The 18,641-nt window shown below is 68.0% G+C and carries 19 protein-coding genes and 2 pseudogenes; 15 read left to right on the forward strand and 6 right to left on the reverse strand.

The window, feature by feature from the left end; genetic code table 11:
* Positions 1 to 442: 442 nt before the first annotated feature.
* The 7 genes from ACFYXS_RS36025 to ACFYXS_RS36055 all read left to right on the forward strand — a co-directional run bounded on the left by ACFYXS_RS36025 (position 443) and on the right by ACFYXS_RS36055 (position 5,985).
* Positions 443 to 2,761, forward strand: coding sequence for a SpoIIE family protein phosphatase (locus tag ACFYXS_RS36025; protein WP_389256006.1), 2,319 nt, complete (start codon positions 443 to 445; stop codon positions 2,759 to 2,761).
* Between the two features lie 771 nt (positions 2,762 to 3,532).
* Positions 3,533 to 3,868, forward strand: a complete 336-nt coding sequence (locus ACFYXS_RS36030; protein WP_389256007.1) for a DUF6093 family protein — start codon at positions 3,533 to 3,535, stop codon at positions 3,866 to 3,868.
* 93 nt (positions 3,869 to 3,961) lie between these two features.
* Entirely contained in the window at positions 3,962 to 4,381 is a 420-nt protein-coding gene (locus ACFYXS_RS36035) for a DUF6093 family protein (protein ID WP_389256008.1), read from the forward strand.
* Positions 4,382 to 4,481: 100 nt separating this feature from the next.
* Positions 4,482 to 4,883 (forward strand): hypothetical protein, encoded by a 402-nt coding sequence (locus tag ACFYXS_RS36040; RefSeq protein WP_389256009.1) that lies wholly within the window; start codon positions 4,482 to 4,484, stop codon positions 4,881 to 4,883.
* Positions 4,884 to 4,978: 95 nt separating this feature from the next.
* Entirely contained in the window at positions 4,979 to 5,293 is a 315-nt protein-coding gene (locus ACFYXS_RS36045; protein ID WP_389256010.1) for an HK97 gp10 family phage protein, read from the forward strand.
* Positions 5,290 to 5,538 carry a hypothetical protein gene (locus ACFYXS_RS36050; protein WP_389256011.1) on the forward strand — a complete coding sequence of 83 codons (249 nt, stop codon included), beginning with the start codon at positions 5,290 to 5,292 and terminating at the stop codon, positions 5,536 to 5,538. The genes ACFYXS_RS36045 and ACFYXS_RS36050 overlap by 4 nt, the downstream gene beginning before the upstream one ends.
* A 3-nt stretch (positions 5,539 to 5,541) precedes the next feature.
* Positions 5,542 to 5,985, forward strand: coding sequence for a hypothetical protein (locus ACFYXS_RS36055; RefSeq protein WP_389256012.1), 444 nt, complete (start codon positions 5,542 to 5,544; stop codon positions 5,983 to 5,985).
* Between the two features lie 88 nt (positions 5,986 to 6,073).
* Here the strand turns inward: ACFYXS_RS36055 and ACFYXS_RS36060 are convergent, their stop codons facing one another.
* Positions 6,074 to 6,385, reverse strand: coding sequence for a helix-turn-helix transcriptional regulator (locus ACFYXS_RS36060; RefSeq protein ID WP_389256013.1), 312 nt, complete (start codon positions 6,383 to 6,385; stop codon positions 6,074 to 6,076).
* A 116-nt stretch (positions 6,386 to 6,501) separates the two neighbouring features.
* On the opposite strand from ACFYXS_RS36060, the gene ACFYXS_RS36065 reads away from it, so the two are divergent.
* A complete protein-coding gene (locus ACFYXS_RS36065; RefSeq protein ID WP_389256014.1) occupies positions 6,502 to 6,936 on the forward strand; it encodes an STAS domain-containing protein in 435 nt (144 codons plus the stop codon).
* 392 nt (positions 6,937 to 7,328) lie between these two features.
* A complete protein-coding gene (locus ACFYXS_RS36070; protein WP_389256015.1) occupies positions 7,329 to 8,108 on the forward strand; it encodes an alpha/beta fold hydrolase in 780 nt (259 codons plus the stop codon).
* Between the two features lie 31 nt (positions 8,109 to 8,139).
* Here the strand turns inward: ACFYXS_RS36070 and ACFYXS_RS36075 are convergent.
* Positions 8,140 to 8,397: pseudogene (locus tag ACFYXS_RS36075) on the reverse strand (ATP-binding protein); the annotation flags it as partial.
* A gap of 277 nt (positions 8,398 to 8,674) precedes the next feature.
* Here ACFYXS_RS36075 and ACFYXS_RS36080 point away from each other — a divergent pair.
* The 4 genes from ACFYXS_RS36080 (at position 8,675) to ACFYXS_RS36095 (ending at position 12,944) form a co-directional block, all read left to right on the forward strand.
* The gene (locus ACFYXS_RS36080) at positions 8,675 to 9,775 is read left to right on the forward strand and encodes a site-specific integrase (RefSeq protein WP_389256016.1); all 1,101 of its coding nucleotides are present in this window, start codon (positions 8,675 to 8,677) and stop codon (positions 9,773 to 9,775) included.
* A complete protein-coding gene (locus ACFYXS_RS36085; RefSeq protein WP_389256017.1) occupies positions 9,772 to 10,704 on the forward strand; it encodes a tyrosine-type recombinase/integrase in 933 nt (310 codons plus the stop codon). The genes ACFYXS_RS36080 and ACFYXS_RS36085 overlap by 4 nt, the downstream gene beginning before the upstream one ends.
* Positions 10,701 to 11,690 carry a tyrosine-type recombinase/integrase gene (locus ACFYXS_RS36090; protein ID WP_389256018.1) on the forward strand — a complete coding sequence of 330 codons (990 nt, stop codon included), beginning with the start codon at positions 10,701 to 10,703 and terminating at the stop codon, positions 11,688 to 11,690. The genes ACFYXS_RS36085 and ACFYXS_RS36090 overlap by 4 nt, the downstream gene beginning before the upstream one ends.
* Positions 11,691 to 12,293: 603 nt before the next feature.
* Positions 12,294 to 12,944 carry a hypothetical protein gene (locus ACFYXS_RS36095; RefSeq protein ID WP_389256019.1) on the forward strand — a complete coding sequence of 217 codons (651 nt, stop codon included), beginning with the start codon at positions 12,294 to 12,296 and terminating at the stop codon, positions 12,942 to 12,944.
* Between the two features lie 30 nt (positions 12,945 to 12,974).
* Here the strand turns inward: ACFYXS_RS36095 and ACFYXS_RS36100 are convergent, their stop codons facing one another.
* Positions 12,975 to 13,334 carry a hypothetical protein gene (locus ACFYXS_RS36100; RefSeq protein ID WP_389256020.1) on the reverse strand — a complete coding sequence of 120 codons (360 nt, stop codon included), beginning with the start codon at positions 13,332 to 13,334 and terminating at the stop codon, positions 12,975 to 12,977.
* A gap of 201 nt (positions 13,335 to 13,535) precedes the next feature.
* Between ACFYXS_RS36100 and ACFYXS_RS36105 the strand changes: the two genes are divergently transcribed.
* Positions 13,536 to 13,964, forward strand: a complete 429-nt coding sequence (locus tag ACFYXS_RS36105; RefSeq protein WP_389256021.1) for a DUF6210 family protein — start codon at positions 13,536 to 13,538, stop codon at positions 13,962 to 13,964.
* A 9-nt stretch (positions 13,965 to 13,973) separates the two neighbouring features.
* On the opposite strand, the pseudogene ACFYXS_RS36110 reads toward ACFYXS_RS36105, so the two are convergent.
* From ACFYXS_RS36110 to ACFYXS_RS36120, 3 genes and pseudogenes are all read right to left on the reverse strand, one after another.
* A pseudogene (locus tag ACFYXS_RS36110) lies at positions 13,974 to 14,474 on the reverse strand (IS5 family transposase); the annotation flags it as partial.
* Positions 14,475 to 14,513: 39 nt separating this feature from the next.
* Positions 14,514 to 14,918, reverse strand: a complete 405-nt coding sequence (locus ACFYXS_RS36115; RefSeq protein WP_389256022.1) for a hypothetical protein — start codon at positions 14,916 to 14,918, stop codon at positions 14,514 to 14,516.
* A 17-nt stretch (positions 14,919 to 14,935) separates the two neighbouring features.
* Positions 14,936 to 17,431, reverse strand: a complete 2,496-nt coding sequence (locus tag ACFYXS_RS36120) for an RHS repeat-associated core domain-containing protein (RefSeq protein WP_389256023.1) — start codon at positions 17,429 to 17,431, stop codon at positions 14,936 to 14,938.
* A 170-nt stretch (positions 17,432 to 17,601) separates the two neighbouring features.
* On the opposite strand from ACFYXS_RS36120, the gene ACFYXS_RS36125 reads away from it, so the two are divergent.
* On the forward strand, positions 17,602 to 18,048 hold the full coding sequence (locus ACFYXS_RS36125; RefSeq protein ID WP_389256024.1) for a hypothetical protein: 447 nt from the start codon (positions 17,602 to 17,604) through the stop codon (positions 18,046 to 18,048).
* The last annotated feature ends 593 nt before the right edge of the window (positions 18,049 to 18,641 follow it).

Genomic DNA, 18,641 nt, shown 5'->3' on the forward strand with positions numbered 1-18,641 from the left:
ACGGCCAGCAAGGGGGAACGGGTATCTGCGGCCCCGGCGCCCGTGGCGTGTTGGGACGCGGTGGGGGCGGGGCGGGCGCGGACGTGACGCTGCCGAGCCGGCGGCAGCCCCGGACGCGGCGCCTGCACCGGGCGGCCAGCGACCGGGCCAGGGATGACCGCGCGCAAGGATCGCCCATCCCTCATCCGGTGTGTCGGCGCCTCGCGGGAAGGCAGCGTGCGGGTGGTAGTGCCTGCACGCCGGTAAACGTCCGGCGTCTGTGGAGTAGGGGAGGGCGGCTTTCGCGGCATCCTCTTAAGGAGGTAGATCAGCCTGCCGTTACAGATTGAAGCGCCCGGGTCGGGTTGCCGGAGGGCCGCCACGCGCTTGAACTGGTGAAGGAGTGCACGGCGCAGGAAGGCGGGGTGGATGAACCCGGGGATGAGAGCGGGAGGTGTTTTCGATGCCCGACCGCGACGTGCTCATGGTGATCGCTGAGGACGGGCGGGTGATCGAGTGGCAGCGTCGTGCGGAGGAGATGTTCGGGTGGTCTGCCGAGGAAGCCGTAGGCCAGTCCGTCGTCGCGCTGATGCGTGAGCTCGGCGCTGGAGACCGAGGGCGTCGAGGCAGCCTCTCTGATGGGGCCCCGGTGCTGGTCAGGCCGGTACTGCACGGCACTTCCATTGTTTGGCAGGTACGCGCTGCAGCGGACGCCGTTTCACAGCAGGACGTGGCGGTCTTGAAGGCCATGTTCACCCAGTCCCCGGTGGGAATCTACGTCTTGGACAAACAACTGCGCGTGGTCCGCATGAACACCGGCACCCGTTGGTTGCGCGACACGCCAGTGGCAGACCTGCTCGGCAAGCGGTTCACCGAGGCGTTCGAACTCGAAGACCCTGAGGAAGAGCTCGCGGTGGCTCACAGGGTCATGGAGAGCGGAGTGCCGGTGCTGAACCGGCTCGTCCGGGCCAGCCCAGTGCCTGGCCTGCACATACGCCGCATCTACTCCGTCTCCTTCGCCCGCTTGGAGGGCGGCGGTGGGGACGTGCTCGGTCTGGTCGCGTCAGCGATTGACGTTACCGAGCGTGAGAACGCGCTGGAACGCCTGGCCCTCCTGGACACGGTCCGCGCACGGGTGGGGCGGCGGCTGGACGTGCTAGCTGTGTGCCGAGAACTGGTGGACGCAGTAGTGCCTGTCTTCACCGGCATCGCCGTCGTCGAAGTCATCGAAGACGTCGTCCGCGGCGAGGACCCTCCTCTGGTCCCCGTCGGCCAGGACGTTCCCCTACACCGAACAGCCTTCCGGGGACGGATCTCGGCATACCCGGTGGGAGACGTGCGCCCGCTGCCATCCGGCACCCCCTACTCACACGTACTTTCCGACCTCCGCCCACGGCTGGTCCCGATCGACGCGGACAGTGCGTGGCTCACCGCCGACCCAGCCCGAGCGGACTCCATCAGGCGATCCGATGTCCACTCTCTGATCGTGGCCCCGCTGGCGTTGCGTGGTCATGCTCTGGGGGTAGTCAGCTTCTACCGCCACCAGCACGAAGATCCCTTCGAGGAGGAGGACCTCCAGCTTGCGTCCGACGTGTGCGCCCACGCCGCTCTCTGCATCGACAACGCCCGTCGGTACACCCGTGAGCGGACCATCGCAGCGACTCTCCAGCGCAGGCTTTTGCCCCAGCGCCCAGCCACGCCAAGCTCTGTGGAGGTCTGCCAACTGCACTTTCCAGGGCCGGAGGGTGGCGGCGTATGGTTCGACGCGATCGCGTTGCCCGGCGCACGGACCGCGCTGGTCGTCGGCGACGTCGCTGGGCGAGGCGTCGCCGCGGCGGCCACGATGGGGCTGCTTCGGACGGCGCTCCACTCAATTGCCGCGCTGGACCTGGGGCCTGACGAGCTACTGGCCCGGTTGAGCGACACCGCGATCCGTCTTGCAGCCGAACGTGCCGCGTTACCGCCCGGTGATCCCCTGCACCGTGAGTCGCTCACTGCAAGCTGCGCCATCGCGATCTACGACCCGGTCACTCTCACGTGCGCCCTCGCCCGTGCCGGTCTCCCGCAGCCAGTGGCCGTCTTCCCCGACGGCACGTCGTCCACCTTGGCCGTGCCTCCAGGCCCCCTGCTCGCCGGAACGGGCAACGCCCCGTTTCCCGCGACCACGGTCAGCCTCCCCGAAGGCACAACCCTGGCCATGGCCACGGCGCCACTCGCAGACGCGGTCCTTGCAGGACCACTGCGCCCGCTCCTGGAACGCGGCAGCGAGCTGAGTTTGCCCGAGCTGCGCGACGACATCACGCATGCGCTCACACACGACCACCGGACCGACGAGAGACTGATGCTGCTCGCGCGTACGAAAGGGCTGCCGCGAGATCAGGTGCTTGCCCTCTCCCTGCCACCGGGTCCCGAAGCCGCCCCGATCGCCCGTGCGGCAGCCCGGTGCCAACTTGATGCCTGGGGCGTGGACGAGGAAATTGCGTTCGCGAATGAACTCATCGTCAGCGAACTCGTCGGCAACGCTGTTCGCTACGGCGCTCCGCCACTGCAGCTACGGCTGATCCTTGACGAGATGCTGACCAGCGAGGTCAGCGACGCCTCGATCTGCGCTCCACACGTGAAACACGCCCGCACCATCGACGAGACTGGCCGAGGGTTGTTCATCGTTGCCACCCTCGCGGACCAGTGGGGTACCCGTTATTGGGATCAGGGAAAGACCGTCTGGGCAGAGCAGTCAAAAGGGAGGACGAGCCGTTCCGGGTTGGCCGGAGACTTTATATAGTAGTTGTGACCTGCGGTTTCTTAGCTGGCCGCCAGCCATCCTGGGCGGATGAAGGGGCACGTGGCGTAGATGCAGCCCTGCAGGGTGACGGCGACGCGTCTCCATCGACGGCGCCTAGAAGACTCTGAAGATGGCGGACCGTCCAGGGCGCCGAAACGGCCTGTACCGGAAACAGCCTGCTGTAGGAGCGGGCTGCGGATGGCAAGCTGGAGGAGTCAGCGCCGCGGTGGACTTGATGGCGGCGCTGGAAGCCAGCATCCGCGCCGCCAGCGAACGGTAGTTCTCAGCGCGCAGGTAGGTGCGCTGCCACTCGGCTAGGGACATGGTCTTGGCGGCTTCGGCGATCGTGATGCTGTTCCCCGCGGTGAGAACAGCATCAGACGCGTACGACCACGACGCGCGGGCGTCGGAGCCAAGCCATCGCCATCTGCCCCGCCAGCTTGACTGGGAGGACCCAGATCCAAGCCTGCTGGAGATGCTCCTGTACTACCTCTCTGATCATCGCTATGACTCCTCACTCGGCCCCTCCCATTCCTGGGAGAGACAGAGTTGGCGCGCATGACTCGGCACGCCACCGCCCTTGTGGAGAGGCGGGAGGGGCGCATCACTGGCTGCGAAGCGCAGATTTCCATTGGTTGCCCCCTGTAGACGCACCGTCAGGTACACAGGTTCCCGATGCGCTCGAACCTGTCTGGGGAGACTCGGCTGCCGACGGTTGCCTTGATCCTTTGAGCTGGGGAGTTGTCCGCGCACAGTTCTAGGCTCGAACGTATGAGCAGTCCCCTCTCGCTGGCCGCCCTCGCGCCGATCCTGGATCGGATTGTGGTGGACACGGTGCAGATCTTCACGCCAGGCCCGGACGTACTGGACCCCGACTCGGGCGTGTACATACCGGGCCCGCCCGTCATCAAGTACGAGGGCCTGGGCGCGGTCTTCTCCGCCGGCGGGCCGGGCTACGTCCTGCCCCTGGCGGGCCAGCCCGTCCCGGACGACCCCCGCGACCGGTACAAGCTGCTGACGCCTCTGGACGCCCCGCTGGCGGCCCGCGAGGACAGCGTGCGGGTCACGGTGGCGACCCAGGATCAGGGACTTCTCAACCGGGTGTGACGGGCGCTGGACATCTCCGAGGCCAACACGCTCGCAGTGGTGCGCACCACGTGGATGGATGAGTCCACGCCGACGACGGGAGGATGAGCAGTGGTGGATATCGGCCAGGCCCGCAACGACCTTGAGGCGTTGCTGACGGACACCGTGAAGGTGTCCCGCACGGCCGGTCAGCCGGTCCTCGACCCGGAGACGGGCGAACCGGGTGAGACCCCGACGGTCGTGGTGTACGAGGGGCCGGGCGCGGTGCTGTCCTCGCACGGGCAGCTCCTGGTCGCCCAAGTCCTCGGCTTCGACTGGCTGGCGCAGGGCGCGGCCTGGTACCGGCTGGTGACCCCGGTAGCAGCGCCCGTCGCCATGCCCGGCGACCTGGTGGAGGTCATCACCGGTACGGGCGCGGACGGCCGGACGGGACGCACGTGGCTGGCCGAGGACGCCACCGAGGCGTCCACGGTGGAGATCTGCCGCGCCACCAGGCTCACCGAGCGGATCACGTTCGCCCCGTCCGCGATCTGACCCGAGCCGCGCCGCTCCCGCCGCAGCTTCATCTGTGCGGTGGGAGCGCCGTTTCTGCGGGCTTCGGGGGGTGTCCTGGCCGCTCCGTAGGCTGATCGGCATGGATGATCAGCTGCACGATGTGCGGATAACCGCGGGGCACGCCACCGGCACGGTCGCCCTCGATGGCCGCGACATCTCCAAGAAGGTGTCGGGCTACTCGCTCCAGCAGCGGGCCGGGCGGCCGGCGGAGCTGGTGTTGTTCCTGTCCCCTCTGTTGAATGACGAGTTCGACGGCCTGGCCCGCGTCATGGTCGGCGTGCCGCCGGACCCAGGCCCGGCCGCCGCAGAGTTCCTGTCGGCGATCGATGCCGGCGAGCTGGAACGGCATGCGCTGTCCCGGCACGACCTGATGGATGGCGGCCCCCACGAGCTGACCCGGGGGATGCTGCGGCTCCTGCGGGAGTGGGCGTCGGGAGGGTGGCAGCCGCAGGAGGAGGTAGCCGATGCCGTCCCCCACTAGCCCTACCGGTTCGGGCGCCTACAGCAACGCCGCGCAGATCGCTGCCGCCCTGGCAGGGCCGCGCCGCCGCGGTGCTGCCGCAGACGGTGTCGGTGGTGCGGCACTACACGATGCTGCTGGAAACCCGGATCAAGGCGAACGCGAGCGGCAGGCCCGGCCCGAACGTCATCACCGGCGACTACCGGCGGTCGTGGACCCACGAGGTGTTCATCGGCGGAGACATGGTGACCGGTGTCGTCGGCACCAACAAGCCGCAGGCACGCCGCCTGGAGTACGGGTTCATCGGCCCGGACAGCCTGGGCCGCATCTACGACCAGCCCCCGTTCCCCCACGTCGGACCGGCCGTGGAAACGATGCGCCCCCTGTTCATTGAGGCCATGGGGCAGGTCGCGGACGGGCGGCATCGGTGAGCTTTGTCGAGGGCGCGCACAAGGCCTTCGCCAGCGTGATGCGCGCCCACAGCTTTGGCATGGTGTCGCGGCTGGTGTTCGTCGTCGAGCTCGTCGACGAGGCGACCGGCGAGCTAGGGCTGCTGCGCGGGTCGTGCCCCGGCGACATGCCGGTGTGGTCGGAGCTTGGCCTGCACCGCTACGCGGTCGCAGATATCGAGGCGCTCGGCACCGCTTCCAGGGTGGCGGGCCGTGAGGAGGACTGAGAGATGAGTGTGTCGGGGCGCCAAGTGGCGCTCGCGTCGCAGGCGATGCTGCAGACGGCCACGGGCCGCTCGTGCGGGTACGGGACGGCGCCGACCGCGGCGTCGCTGCCCACTGGCGTCACCCTCCCGTACTGCGTGCTGTACGAGCTGGGGCAGGTCGCCGGCCTGGGGCCGGCGTTCGGCGACAGTGACGCCGATGCCCGGGTGTTGCTGCAGGTGTCGTCGGTGGGCACTACGGCCGAGCAGGCGAGTTTGCAGGCCGACAAGGCCCGCCAGGCGTTCCTGGCTCGGGTGCCGGGCAGCGGCCAGTACCTCAACCCGATCAACGTGTCCGGCGGGACCGTGATCGGCCGGGAGTTGGACCGGGAGGAAGGGACCAGTGTCGTGAACTCCACCTACAGCTACGTGCAGCGATTCGTCCTGACGGTCTCAACGCCGAGTAGCTGACGCCTGATCGCACCTCACCGCGGAGGTCGACGGCGCATCCGAGCGGTCCGCGACATGCAAGGGCAGCGCGGTCCGCCTCGAGTGGGTCTTATGACGCCGGGGGCTCGGTGATCAGTGCCAGGAGGCCGGCGATCTCGTGGTCGGACTCGGCCGGATGACGGAACATGGCGCCGGGGACGATCTCGTATCGGTTGCGTCGGCCCTCGCGGGACCGGACGAGGTATCCGCCTTCCTCCAGGTCGGAGACGATGCCTTGCACCGTGCGTTCCGTGAGGCCGCATGCGGAGGCCACGTCGCGGAGTCTGATGCCGGGGTCGCGGGCGATCATGATCAGGACCCGCGCGTGACTGGTGAGGAACGTCCACTTTGGCTGGTCTTGGTCCTGTGCGCCTCCGTCCATAGGCCCCATCATGCGCTCGTTGTTTCCGGATTATCAACCCACGAAAAATATTTCGTGATTCATTTGACGTACGTCGCCGGTCTGGGCATCATCACAGGCGGCAGGAAGTCCCCCTGGTGGAGCAGCGGGAGCCCACGATGTCGCGGCCGGACCACACCCACGAAGACGACGGCACCGCTCTGGATCACTGGGCGCTGCTCGCGTATCTGCCTCCCGGAGGCGCACGGAACTTCGCCGGCCGGGCCACGCTGAGCCTCGTCTCGCGCGGAACGGACGGAGTGGTGGCGGTGATCACCGGGGAAGTGGACACCGGCTGCGCCGCGGACCTGGAACGCTGCCTTATCGCGGCCATGCGCGCCCATCCCGAAGGCCTCGCCCTGGACCTGTCCGGGGTCACCTTCTTCGATTGTGCGGGCCTCAATGCGCTGCTGGAGGCCAGGACCTTCGAGGCCCGCGGCGGCGGCGTCCTTACAGTCAAGGTCATGAGCCCGCGCGTCGCACGCGTCCTCGATCTGACCGAAACCCGGACATTGCTTACTCGCGGCCTCTGACAACAGCGGCACTGTGCGTAGCGGACGTCGAAGGAAACTGGTCCGGCGGCGCCGGTTGCCGAGCTTGCGGGTAGCCGCCCTGGACTGAAGGAGACTCTGTGTCACCATCCGATTACCGAATGTGGCCGCCAGATAGTTTGGTGGGCTCGCCCGGGGCCAGCCGTGAGTGGCTGTGTCAGTTCTTGAGGTAGTCGCTTGTCGTTGACTCCGGGAGTCGTTCCGGGACGACGGGCGTGATCAATGTCGTTGAGTTTGATGTCGCTGGCCTGCTGCGAGGCCACCTGTTCGGGGCTCTCGGTCGTGACCGACGCTGCTCGGTGTGTCGTGGGTCGGAAGCAGGGCCGGGGTAAATCGCCTTGCAGGTTCGGGCTGCGGTCCTCCAGGCTCAGCCCATGCGAATCGCCAGCAGTGACGGGTCAAAGATCGCGTTTGAGACCCTGGGCCATGGAGATCCGTTGGTCCTGGTGCACGGTTTCTTTGGAGACCGCACCACCTGGCGCTCCGCGGGTCACGTCGGGGCCCTTGCCGACGACTTCCGTCTCATTCTCATCGACGCCCGCGGCCATGGCAGAAGCGATGCCCCCCACGATGCCGAAAGCTACGAGCTCAGCCGACAGGTCGACGATGTCCTCGCCGTGCTGGACGCGCTCGATATCGACCGGGCGGCGGTGTGGGGGGCCTCAATGGGCGGCATCATCGGCTTGCATCTGCTCGCGCGTCACCCCGAGCGGCTGACCGGCCTGGTCGCGGGCGGCGCCCATGCCGGCGTGGTCGCCGTCGATCCGGCCGAGGTCGAAGCGGAAGCCGCGGTGTTCCGTGATCAGGGGATCGCACCGTTCATCGGCATGCTGGAGCGTGGTGGATCCCTTCCGCCATGGATGCGAGCCGCGATGCAGGCCGCCGATCCCCTCGCCCTGGCGGCGCTGACCCTCGCCTTGGACAATCGCGAGAGCGTCCTGGACGTACTCGCTTCATGCTCTGTCCCGCTGCTTCTGATCGCTGGTGATGGTGATCCCCAGCTTCCGGCGATCCGGCAGACCGCTGATCAGGTTCCCACCGCCCGCATCGTGGAACTGCCTGATTGCGGACACTTCGACGCGTTCTTGCGGACAGACCTCACGGTGCCGGTCGTCCGGGCATTCCTTGCGGGATGTGCTCCCAGCCCTGGGTAAGGGCCTTGAGCCTCGTTCGTCCGAGGGCCGGTCAGACGGCTCGTTCGGCCTGTGCTTTGGTGTGGGCGAGGCGGTAGGACTCAGTGCCGGTTTGGATGATGGCGCCATTGAAGGTGAGCCGGTCGACGATAGCCGTGCAGAGGCGGGGATCGGTGAAGGTCGTGGTCCAGTTGCTGAACGACCCATTTGAGGCGATGGCGACGCTGTTCTTTTCCTCGCCTTCGGTAAGGACCTGGAAGAGCAGTTCGGCGCCGCGGCGGTCGAGTTCCATGTAGCCGAGTTCATCGATCTATGCGGATATCCGCATAGATCGACCTATGCCGAGACCGCGACTATGCCGAAGCCGTGTGCGTTGTTCCGCTCCTTCGTGGGGTTTCGGCTGTTCGTGGCTCTGCATAGTTTCTGTGCCGGGCAGCCTCGTGAGCGTGGGGGCAGCGTGCTCCCGCGAGGGGGTGGCGATGCCGTTCGGAAGTACGCGTCGGAAGGCGGGTGCTCTGGCACCGCAGGTCGAGGGTTACCGGCCATGGCTGGCGGATCGCGGGTACACGTCCCAGACCGCGAGGAACATGCTCAAGGATCTGGGGCAGGTCGGCCTGTGGCTCTCGGAGCAGGGCCTTGATGCCGCTGATCTGGACGAGGGGCGGCTGAAGCAACACCTTTCCGACCTGCAGGAGGCGGGTCGTCGCCGGGTGGCTGGGCCGCGCGGCATGGTCCCGCTGCTGACCTTCCTGCGTGAGGCCGGGGTGGTGCCCGCGCCGCAGGTGGCACCGTCGCCGGCGGAGGTTCTGCTGGAGCGGTACCGGTGCTGGATGAAGTCTGAGCGGGGCCTGTCGGCGTCGACGATGCTGCGCTACGGGAACACCGCCCGGCGCTTCCTGGTCGAACAGGCCATGGTAGACGGGGAGTTCACGCCGGACGGTCTGACCGGGGCGGATCTGAATGCGTTCCTGTTGCGGGAGTGTGCCAGGGTCTCGGCGGGCTCGGCGAAGGGGCGGGTGGCCGAACTGCGGTCTCTGATGCGGTTCCTTCACCTGCACGGCGTCATCCCGATGAAGCTCGGCGGCGCGGTGCCTCCGGTGGGCGGTTGGCGCTTCGCCTCCGTGCCGCCAACGATGGCGACCGGCGACATTCAGCGACTGCTGGACGAAACTCCGCGCCAAGGGACAGTCGGCGTCCGCGACTACGCGATCCTGATGCTGGTGGCCAGACTCGGGCTGCGCTCGATCGAGGTGGCCCGGATGCTGCTGGACGACGTGGACTGGCGCTGCGGCGAGATCGTCGTCCGCGGCAAGGGACGCCGCGAGGACCGGCTCCCGCTACCGGCCGACGTCGGCGAAGCCCTGGTCGCCTACTTGTCTGGCCCAAGGCCCCGCTTGGATGCCCGTCACGTGTTCCTGACCTGCAGAGCTCCGCACGGGCCGATCCGGGCGGACATGGTCGGCGACGTGGTGGAGCGAGCTTGCCGGCGGGCGGGCTCGCCCAAGGTCGGGCCGCACCGCCTACGCCATGCCCTGGCCGCCGACATGCTCCGCCACGGCTCTGGACTCACCGCGATCAGGCAGGTGCTGCGGCATCAGGACCTGGCCACGACCGCGCTCTACGCGAAGGTCGACTTCATCGCACTGCGCCCGGTCGCACAACCCTGGCCCGGGACGCAGGCGACATGACCGATCTCCACCAAGCCCTCGATGACTACCTGCGGCTTCGCCGATCTCTGGGACACCAGATGGCCGAAGCGGCCTATCTGCTGCCGGACTTCGTGAGCTTCATGGACAACCGCGGCGAACAGACCGTGACCGTCGCTGCGGCGCTGGACTGGATGAAGACCCGCGAACCCGAGGTGATCACGATGGTCAGCCCTCGACGAATCACCGCCGTCCGCGGGTTCGCCCGCTATCTGAGCGGGACCGACCCGGCAACCGAGGTGCCGCCACTGGGGCTGGTGCCCTACAACCGGCGCCGGGGACAGATCTTCCTCTGCTCCGACGCCGACATCGCAGCGATCATGGCCGCAGCCAAGGAGACGATCCCTCAGCCATTGCGGGCGGCGACGTATCACACGCTGATCGGGCTGCTGGCAGCGTCCGGCCTGCGCATCGGCGAGGCAATCAAGCTGGACCGCGGCGACATCGACTGGACCGAGGGCGTGCTGCACATCCGCGAGTCCAAGTTCGGCAAGTCCCGGCTGGTCCCGCTGCAGGACAGCACCACGAACGCCCTGCGCGAGTACGACACTCTGCGCGAGAGGCTGATGCCCAGACCCAAGGACCCCGCGCTGTTCATCTCCCTCACCGCCAAGCGACTGATCTATGCCTGCGTCCATCCGGTGTTCCGTACTCTGGTCGACACCGCCGGCGTGGGCCTCGACGCCTCGCACAGGCCCCGATTGCACGAACTGCGGCACACCTTCGCCGTTCGCACCCTGCTGCACTGGTATCGCACCGAGGACAACATCCAGGCGAGGATCCCGTCGCTGTCGACCTATATGGGACACCGCGAACCGGCCTGCACCTACTGGTATCTGTCGGCGGCCCCGGAACTGCTCACGCTGGCCGCCGCCCGCCACGACAGCATCCGGAAAGCGGCCCGCCCATGACCCTGATCGCACCCACTCTCCAGGCGTTCTCCACCGACCGGCTCTCCCGCCAGCGCCAGGCCAGCCCCCGCACCATCGCCGCCTACCGCGACGCGCTCCGCCTCCTGCTCGGCTTCGTCCAACAGCGGACCGGGACCGCTCCGGCGAAGCTGGACTGGAACGACCTGAACGCGGACGTGATCTCTGCGTTCCTGAACCACCTTGAGGACGAGCGCGGCAACAGCACCAGAACCCGCAACGTGCGCCTGACCGCGATCCGCTCCCTGTTCTCCTACGCCGCCCTCCAGCACCCCGAACACGCCCTGCTCATCCAGCGGGTCCTGGACATCCCGCCGAAGCGGTTCGACAAGAGGACCGTCACGTTCCTGACCGGCCAGGAGGTCGGCGCACTGCTGGCGGCACCGGATCCGAAACGCTGGGAAGGACGGAGGGACAAGGTCATGCTGGCCCTGGCCGTCCAGACCGGCCTGCGCGTCTCCGAGCTCACCAGCCTGAACTGCGACGACATCACCCTGGGCGACGGCGCCGCCGTCCGCTGCGAGGGAAAGGGACGCAAACAGCGCACCGTCCCACTCGACCGCCCCATCCAGAACCTGCTGGGCTCCTGGCTGAACGAGCGCGCCGGCCATGGAACCGACCCCTTGTTCTGCACCCGCACCGGGCGCCGCCTCAGCCGCGACGCCGTCGCACAACGCCTGAGCACCCACGCGCGCACCGCCGCGCAAACCTGCCCCTCCCTGATCGACAAGAGCATCCATCCGCACGTCCTACGGCACAGTTGCGCCATGTCGCTGCTGCAGGCCGGAGTGGACACCACCGTCATCGCGCTCCGGCTCGGCCACGCCGGCGTCCGCTCCACCGACGCTTACGTCCACGCCGACATGACCATCAAGGAAAAGGCACTTGCCCTTACCACGCCGGTCGCTGCCCGGCCGGACCGTTACCGTCCCACCGACAAGGTCCTCGCCTTCCTCGACCGCTTGTGACCGACAAAGATCGTTGGCTCTCAAGCGACCGACTGCGCGACCTACTGCCGCTCCTGCCAGCGTCGCTGGGCCTTGATGTGGATCATGCGATATCCCCAGACCTCGCACGTGGGCAGCTCCCGCATTTCCTCCGCAGTGGCGGCCCCGACCCAGCGCAATCCGTCATAGACCCCTGGGCCCGGACCAGGAGCATCGACATACCGCGGCAAGACGACTGCGTCTGCTTCCAGGGGACGCAGCCCGAGGATGACACCGCCGGTCTCCTGGATCGTCTTGATATGTGCTGACCCCGCCTCAAGCAACGCAGCCCCAGCGATGTCCACGGCTCGTGGCGGCTCGGTCCCGAACCAGTCGATCAGACCGGCCAGAAACATCGTGCGCTGACCGGGAATACCGCCGCGAGGAAGGTCAAGTACTCGCCCGCACCCGAACCACCCATCGCGCAGTGGAAGGGCCCAGAATTGCCCGGGCGCCAAGGAGCGAGTGCTTGATGGACGAAACGGATACGCCTGATCACGAACACCCATCAAGCGCCGCCTCCAGCCCTAGCGATCAAGTCCAGCGCCGAGGCTACCCGCGAGCAGTAGGCCGCCCCAGGCGGCGATGCTGTTCGACGGCGAGGTCGACCCCGACTGGGACGAGCGGCGCTTCCTCGGCGACTTCTACAACGAGATCCTCCACCAGGACACCTGCCAACCCGCCACCGCTGACGGCCTCGTTCTGCTCGCGGCCCTCGCCGCCGACGACCGGATTCCCGCCCGGCACCGGTTCGAAGCCGTTGGCCTGCTGTTCAGGGCTGCCACTGTCGCCGAGCGCCATCTCGCCGAGAGCTGGCCGGACACGCCGCAGCATGCCGATCCCGACAGTGAGGCCCGGGCCGGCAGCGCGGTCCAGGCTCACGTTCCAGATCTGCTGGCACGCTGGCCGGCCGAATGTCCAGCGGTCCGCCTCGCCCTCGCCGGACTCGCCGTGGTCTTCCCGACAGACCGCACCCTGCCCGCCCTGACACCGCGCCTACGGACCTTCACACACCAGCACCCCCAGGGCACCGACATCGGCGATTACGTGCGGTTCGTCCTCGTCCTGGCCACCCAGGACGACGACCAGATCCTCACAGTGACAGAGAAGCTCACTGACGCCTTCTGGACGGGAACAGCGCGCGGAGTGCCAACACGGCCACGAGCCCTCCACCTCCTCGGACAGATGCTGACCAAGGTCGGAATCGGACTCACCCGAGCCCCCGCCGGGCAGTGACGCACCGCGCGTCGCTCGCGCTGTTATTGCTCATGAACATTCACGGGCCTCAAGATCCGCAACTGCTGCCCAATCTGGCGGACTAACGCTGCCCATAGAAGTGAACGAAGCCAGTGCTGCTTCTGCGGGCGCCGTGATGCCGCTCAGCGCGGTGAAGAGACGGACGTGTTCGTGGGTCATGCCCTGCGCCGCAGCCGCCTCTGCCGTGGTCTTGCAGGTGCTGATTGTGTCGCGGAAGGCGGCGCGGCCGAGGGCGTCCGGTTCCACTCCGGGCCAGTCCACCTCGGTGACCCAGTCACGCGGCGGCTCCCAGTGAACGGGTTCGTCGATGCCGTGTTCGGCGAGGTTCGCGCGGGTGTGGACGATCACCATGCCGGCGCCGACCGCCACCTTGAGGCCGTGACGGCGCCTCCGGCACCACGCGCTGGAACAGCTCCCACAGCGCGTCCGGCACCAGCCGCTCAACAATCCCTGCCACGGCCAACAGCGCACCCGGCCAAATGAGATGACGTCCTATGTCGTGTCTCGTATTGATCTTGCAGGGGTGATATGTCGTTGAGCTCGTGGTCGACAGCCCGGAAGACTGTCGCCATGAGCTCTCGACGCTTCGTCTTCCTCGACCCTGACGGCATCAGTGCCGGCGACCGGCTGCATGTGGTTGTCGAGGCGAAGACCGGGGTTGTCTATCAGCAGCAGTACGGCGGAACGGCTTGTCGGCAGGGGCAGGTCGAAGGTTTCCTGGTGCCGTTGTTCGGCCCTGATGAGCTGGACGCCTTGCGTCAGCTGTTTGAGAAGGACTTCCGTGGTGCCGGCACCTGGAACTACGCGTGGCCAGATGACGAGCTGGACAAGCTCCGCGAGATCATCGAAGCCATTCGCTACTGGGCATCGGATGGGGCCACCGAGGAGCCACACGCTCTCCGACTGGATGAGAGCCGTATCCGTGAGGCCGATGAGGCCTGGGTGCGGGTCATCACCCCGGACGGCCCGGGAGTGCTGGTGTGGTTCAACTCGGACTGAACACGGTGATCAGCCGTCTGCCCTGAGCCAGAGGACCAGCGCCGCGATGACGACCCCGGCCTGGTAACGGGCCGCCAATTTATCGAACCGGGTTGCCACGGCACGAAACTGCTTCAACCGGGCGAAGCACCGCTCGACGACGTTCCGCCCCCTGTAGGCGGTCCTGTCGAAGGCCGGTGGCCGGCCGCCCCTGCCCACACGGCGAGCTCGGTTGGCGACCTGGTCCCGGCGCTCGGGGATGGTCGCCTTGATGCCGCGGCGCCGCAACAGGTGGCGAATCTTCCGGGACGAATATGCCTTGTCCGCCACCACCCGGTCGGGCTTCGTGCGTGGGCGTCCGAGGCCGGTCCGCGGAATGCGGATTGCCTCCAGCACAGCGGGGAACATGGTGCAGTCTGCCGTGTTCCCGGTGCCGAGCACGATCGACAGAGGCAGCCCCCGGCCGTCCACCGCCATGTGGACCTTGGTGGTCAGCCCGCCCCGGGACCGGCCGAGCGCCTCGCGACGCGACAGCTGCCGGCGCATGACCCGCAACGGCAACAGGCAGCGTCACCAAAGGTGCAGGAAGCTCCGCACGTCGTCATAGCCGTCCTGGGCGCGACCGTCCACGTCTGACGGGTCCGCCTCGGCCCGCGCCGCCAGCGACATCGCCAGGGCAAGGGCCTCATCGCTGAGTCGACCGAAGCGTCGAGCGGTATGGCCCAGGCACAGGCCGGCGAGCCCGAGTAGCGGACTGCCCGAAACAGCCCGCGTTCCGACTTCCACGCACCAGTGCTGGACGAACTCTCGGTCGTCGTCGTTCAACGCGCTCCCGACCAAGACACTCGCTGCTTCGGTCTCGTGCGAGCGGTCGCCCAGGGCTCGCTCCAGCGTCTCGGCTACGACCTCGTGAGGCAGCGCAGGAGAGTTCCGGAAGCTCAGATGCGTATGCACTCCAGCGATTCGCTGCGTCACGTGGGGACGACATGCTGCTACCACCTCCGGTTCCAGTTGCTGTACGTACGCCAGCCACTCCGGAACCCGTTGCGGTAGGCACGCCTTACAGTGCGATAACCGTACCTCGTGTACCGACGAGCAAAGCGAGCTCCAGGTTTCTTGAGGTAGTGCCCGCCTGCAGGGTTGAGCAGGTGGTCCCCAATTCCGTCCCTCCCGCCACGCCAGGTCGCAGCCCAGTATCCACCGATGTGGCGCTTCTTCTTCTTGGTGCTCCAGCGGTAATTGAGCGCGCCCAGTGCTGCGCCGGACCCTGCGGCACATGCAAACGCTCCCCAGCCACCGGTCACCACGGAGCACCCGATAGTAAAGGCGGCAGTCGCTAGTCCCATGCGATGTCTTTTTATGAAGGCCCAGAATCGGCCGTCAAGGTCGAAACGATTGATGGGGTCGCCGTTGCAGTATTCGTATGCATTGGCCGAGCCGCCGGGGACCGGGTCGACCGAGAGGAAGCGTCCGGTGGTTGGGTCGTAGAGGCGTACTCCCATGAGGGTGGCGCCGGTGACGGTTTCGCTGGAGCGCTGTTTGCTGCCGAGCCAGCCGTAGCGGGTGGCTGTGCTGGCGTCTTCGGGGTTGCCGTATTCGTCGTAGGCCAGGGCGACTGGGGCCTGTGTGGTGTCCAGGGGGAGTTGGACGGTGGTGTCGCCGTGGATGTCGGTCAACTGGAGGACGACGGCGCCGGTGGCGCTGGTGATGGCGTCGAGGTCTCCGCCGAGTCCTTGGACGTTCCGGGTCAGGTTGCCGGTGTCTTCCTGGGTCCAGTCGGGGCTGTCGCTGTCGCCGCCGTAGTGGTTGGTTTTGGAGGCGTTCTGGGTCCAGGTGCCGCTGGTGTTGGTTTCGGTGGTCCAGGCGGCGAGGCGGCCGGCCGCGTCGAGGTTCCAAGTCTGCCGGTTGGTGCCGGAGGTCTGGGTGCGGACGAGGTCGTTGGTGTAGTAGCCGATGGTGGCGCCGGATGCCTGGGTGGTGGTGCGGCCGAACGCATCGTAGACGGTGCCCGCGGTGGTGAGGCGGTCGGCGCTGTCGTAGGTGTAGGACGTGGCGGTCGCGCCGGTGCTGGCACAGGCCGTGCCGGTGTCGCTGGTGGCTACGGCAAGCGCGGTGCGGTTGGAGTTACCGGCAGTGTTGTTGTCGAAGGTGTAGTCGCGGCGGGTGCAGGACCCGTCGGGGGCGGTGTCGTCGGCGCGGGTCAGTCGGCCGACGGCGTCGTAGGTGTAGGTGCGGTCGCGGGTCTGGCCGTTGCTTCCGGTCTCGCCGACGATCTGGCCTTGGGCCGTGTGGTCGGCGGTGTCGGAGGCGACGATGGTCTGGTCGCTGTCGCGGGTGTAGACCCGGGAGGTTTCCTGGCCTGCTTCGTCCTGGCCGGTGGTGAGGGTGTAGCCGCCGGGCATCGCCTGGGTGGCGAGGTCGCCGTCCGCGTCGTAGGTCGCGGAGAAGGTTCCGGCGACGGAGTCGGTGCGGGAGGTTTCCAGACCGCGGGGGTCCTTGGCGGTGTCGTAGGTGTAGGTGGTGGTCGACGGCGCGGAGTCGGTGGTCTTCACCGGCCGCCCGAGCTGGTCGTAGCTCGTGGTGGTGGTGTTCCCGGCGCCGTCGCTGTAGGAGATCTCCCTGCCGAGCAGGTCGGAGATGTGGGTGATCGTGCCGGCCGTGGTGGACTCGGTTGCGACGTCGCCGTTGGCGGCGTCGTAGGTGGTGGCCGTGTCCGGGACTGCGGTGCCGGTCCCGCCGGTGATGCTGACGGTCTTCACGCGACCGGCCGTGTCGTAGGACGTGGCGGTGGTGCGGGTCGTGCCGTTGCCGGTCTCGGTGACCTTGGCCGTGCTGCCCCACCGGTCGTACTCAACGGTCTTGGTCGGCAACTGGCTCGGGTTGGAGCCGCCACCGGTGATCGCACCGGCCGGGCCGACCGAGCAGACCATGTCGGCCCAGTCGAGGTGGCCGTTGCAGGCTCCGGTGCCGGTGGCCGAGTAGTAGGTGGTCACGGTGGTGCCGGCGTCGGTGCCGTTGGACTTGGGCAGGCTGGTCTTGATCACGCGGCCCTGCGCGTCGTACGACGTGCTGGTGGTGATCGCGAGCCCGGCCGGGTCGGTGGTCTGCTTGGTGGCCAGACCCTTCACCCAGTCGAACGTGGTCGTCGAGGTGCGTACGTCGCCGTCGGACGGGTACCCGTCGACGAAGACGCTGATCTTGACCGTGGTGACCTGGTTGGCGACCGTGGCGGTGCCGTCACTCGGACGGCCCTGGTCGTAGGTGTTGACCGTGTGCGTGCGGGCTGGCCGCGTGGTGCCGGCAGGCAGGTCGGTCCCGCCGGTTCCGGCCTTGAGCGTCGAGGCCAGGGCGACCCGATGCAGCGGTCCGAGCTCCTCCAGAAGGCGCTGGCCGGCGTTGACGGGGTCGGTGTCCTTGTCGGTGCCCTGGTCTGCCTGCACGGACGTCGTGTTGTAGTCCGACGTTGTCGACAGCAGGGGAGAACGCACTGCTCTTCCAACCAGGACCGGGTGACCGTTCCGGGGCGGTCGCGCTGCCGACCGCGGAGACCCATGTGGGTCAGGGCTGAGATGACCGCTGTGTTGCTCTAGCCGGTGGCCTTGGCCGTCTCCTGGTAGGACAGGCCCTGGTCTTCATACAGGCCAACGCGGCGCTGGCGTTGGCGAAGGCCCGCGTCGGGGCGCTGGCCGAGTGCACCGAACAGGGCATCCGCGAGGACCAGCGCGACGCCTGGGTGGCGTCCAACCCGCGGGTCCTGGCCGCCGATGCCGACCTGACGGCCGCACAGGACGCCCGCGCGGAGGCAACCCTGACCCAGACGGTCCTGGCGCTGCCCCGGCCGGTGTGGGAGGACGTGCTGCGCGAGCACGCGGCGACCGAGGCGCAGGCCGACCGGGGCATGGAGTACAACATCGACACCGTCCCTGCCGCGCTGGTCGCGGCACGCCACGTCGAGCGTGACGCCGGCGGCGCCGAGGCCGACGGCATGAGCAAGGCCGACGCGCAGGAGCTGCTGGACACCTGGTCGGACGGCGACGCGGAGGCCCTGTTCACGGCCGACCTCGTCATCAATCAGACGCTCCGAGCGGACTTGGGAAGAGGCTGATCTCCGACCACCGCCGCCCGCCGCGATCGCATCCTGGCCCACCTGCGCGCTGTCGGCCTCGGTGCCCTGGCCAACCTGGGCTTCCTCGGTCTGGACGACGACGGGGACGATCCCGTGGTCGTGACCGGCTTCGGCCACCCGCGCCCGCAGGCTCACATTCGCCGAGAAGGTGTGCGGCTCATATCCCCTGTCGGCCTGCGGACGGTGGTGCGCTGCGGTGGCCTGTGTCCGCGGCCGGCCTGGCCCCGGTTCGTCTGCCGTCCGGCTGCTCCCAGTTTGCCGCCTGGCCCTGCTGTGGTTGTGGGGTACGCGACCGTGTCGGGCGCGGGGTAGGGGTGCGGGGCCGGTCGCTGTAGGGGTGGTTGCCGGCGGGGCCTGATGTGGCGATGTGGACCTGCGGTGGGTGGTGGGTGGTTCCCGGCTGGGGTGCGGGTTGGTGTCGTTCGCACCTCTGGTACGTGCGGGGGTCGGGGTGGCGGGGTGAGGGGCTGGTCCCGTCGGGCGGAAGGCCAAGGGTGATCGTTTCCCGGGGTGGGGGAGGCATCTGGTCTGGGCCGTAGGGGGTGCTGGTTGTTGTGGTGCCGTGGCTGGGT

The organism is Streptomyces sp. NPDC002574 (genome assembly GCF_042889545.1).
Taxonomy (GTDB): domain Bacteria; phylum Actinomycetota; class Actinomycetes; order Streptomycetales; family Streptomycetaceae; genus Actinacidiphila.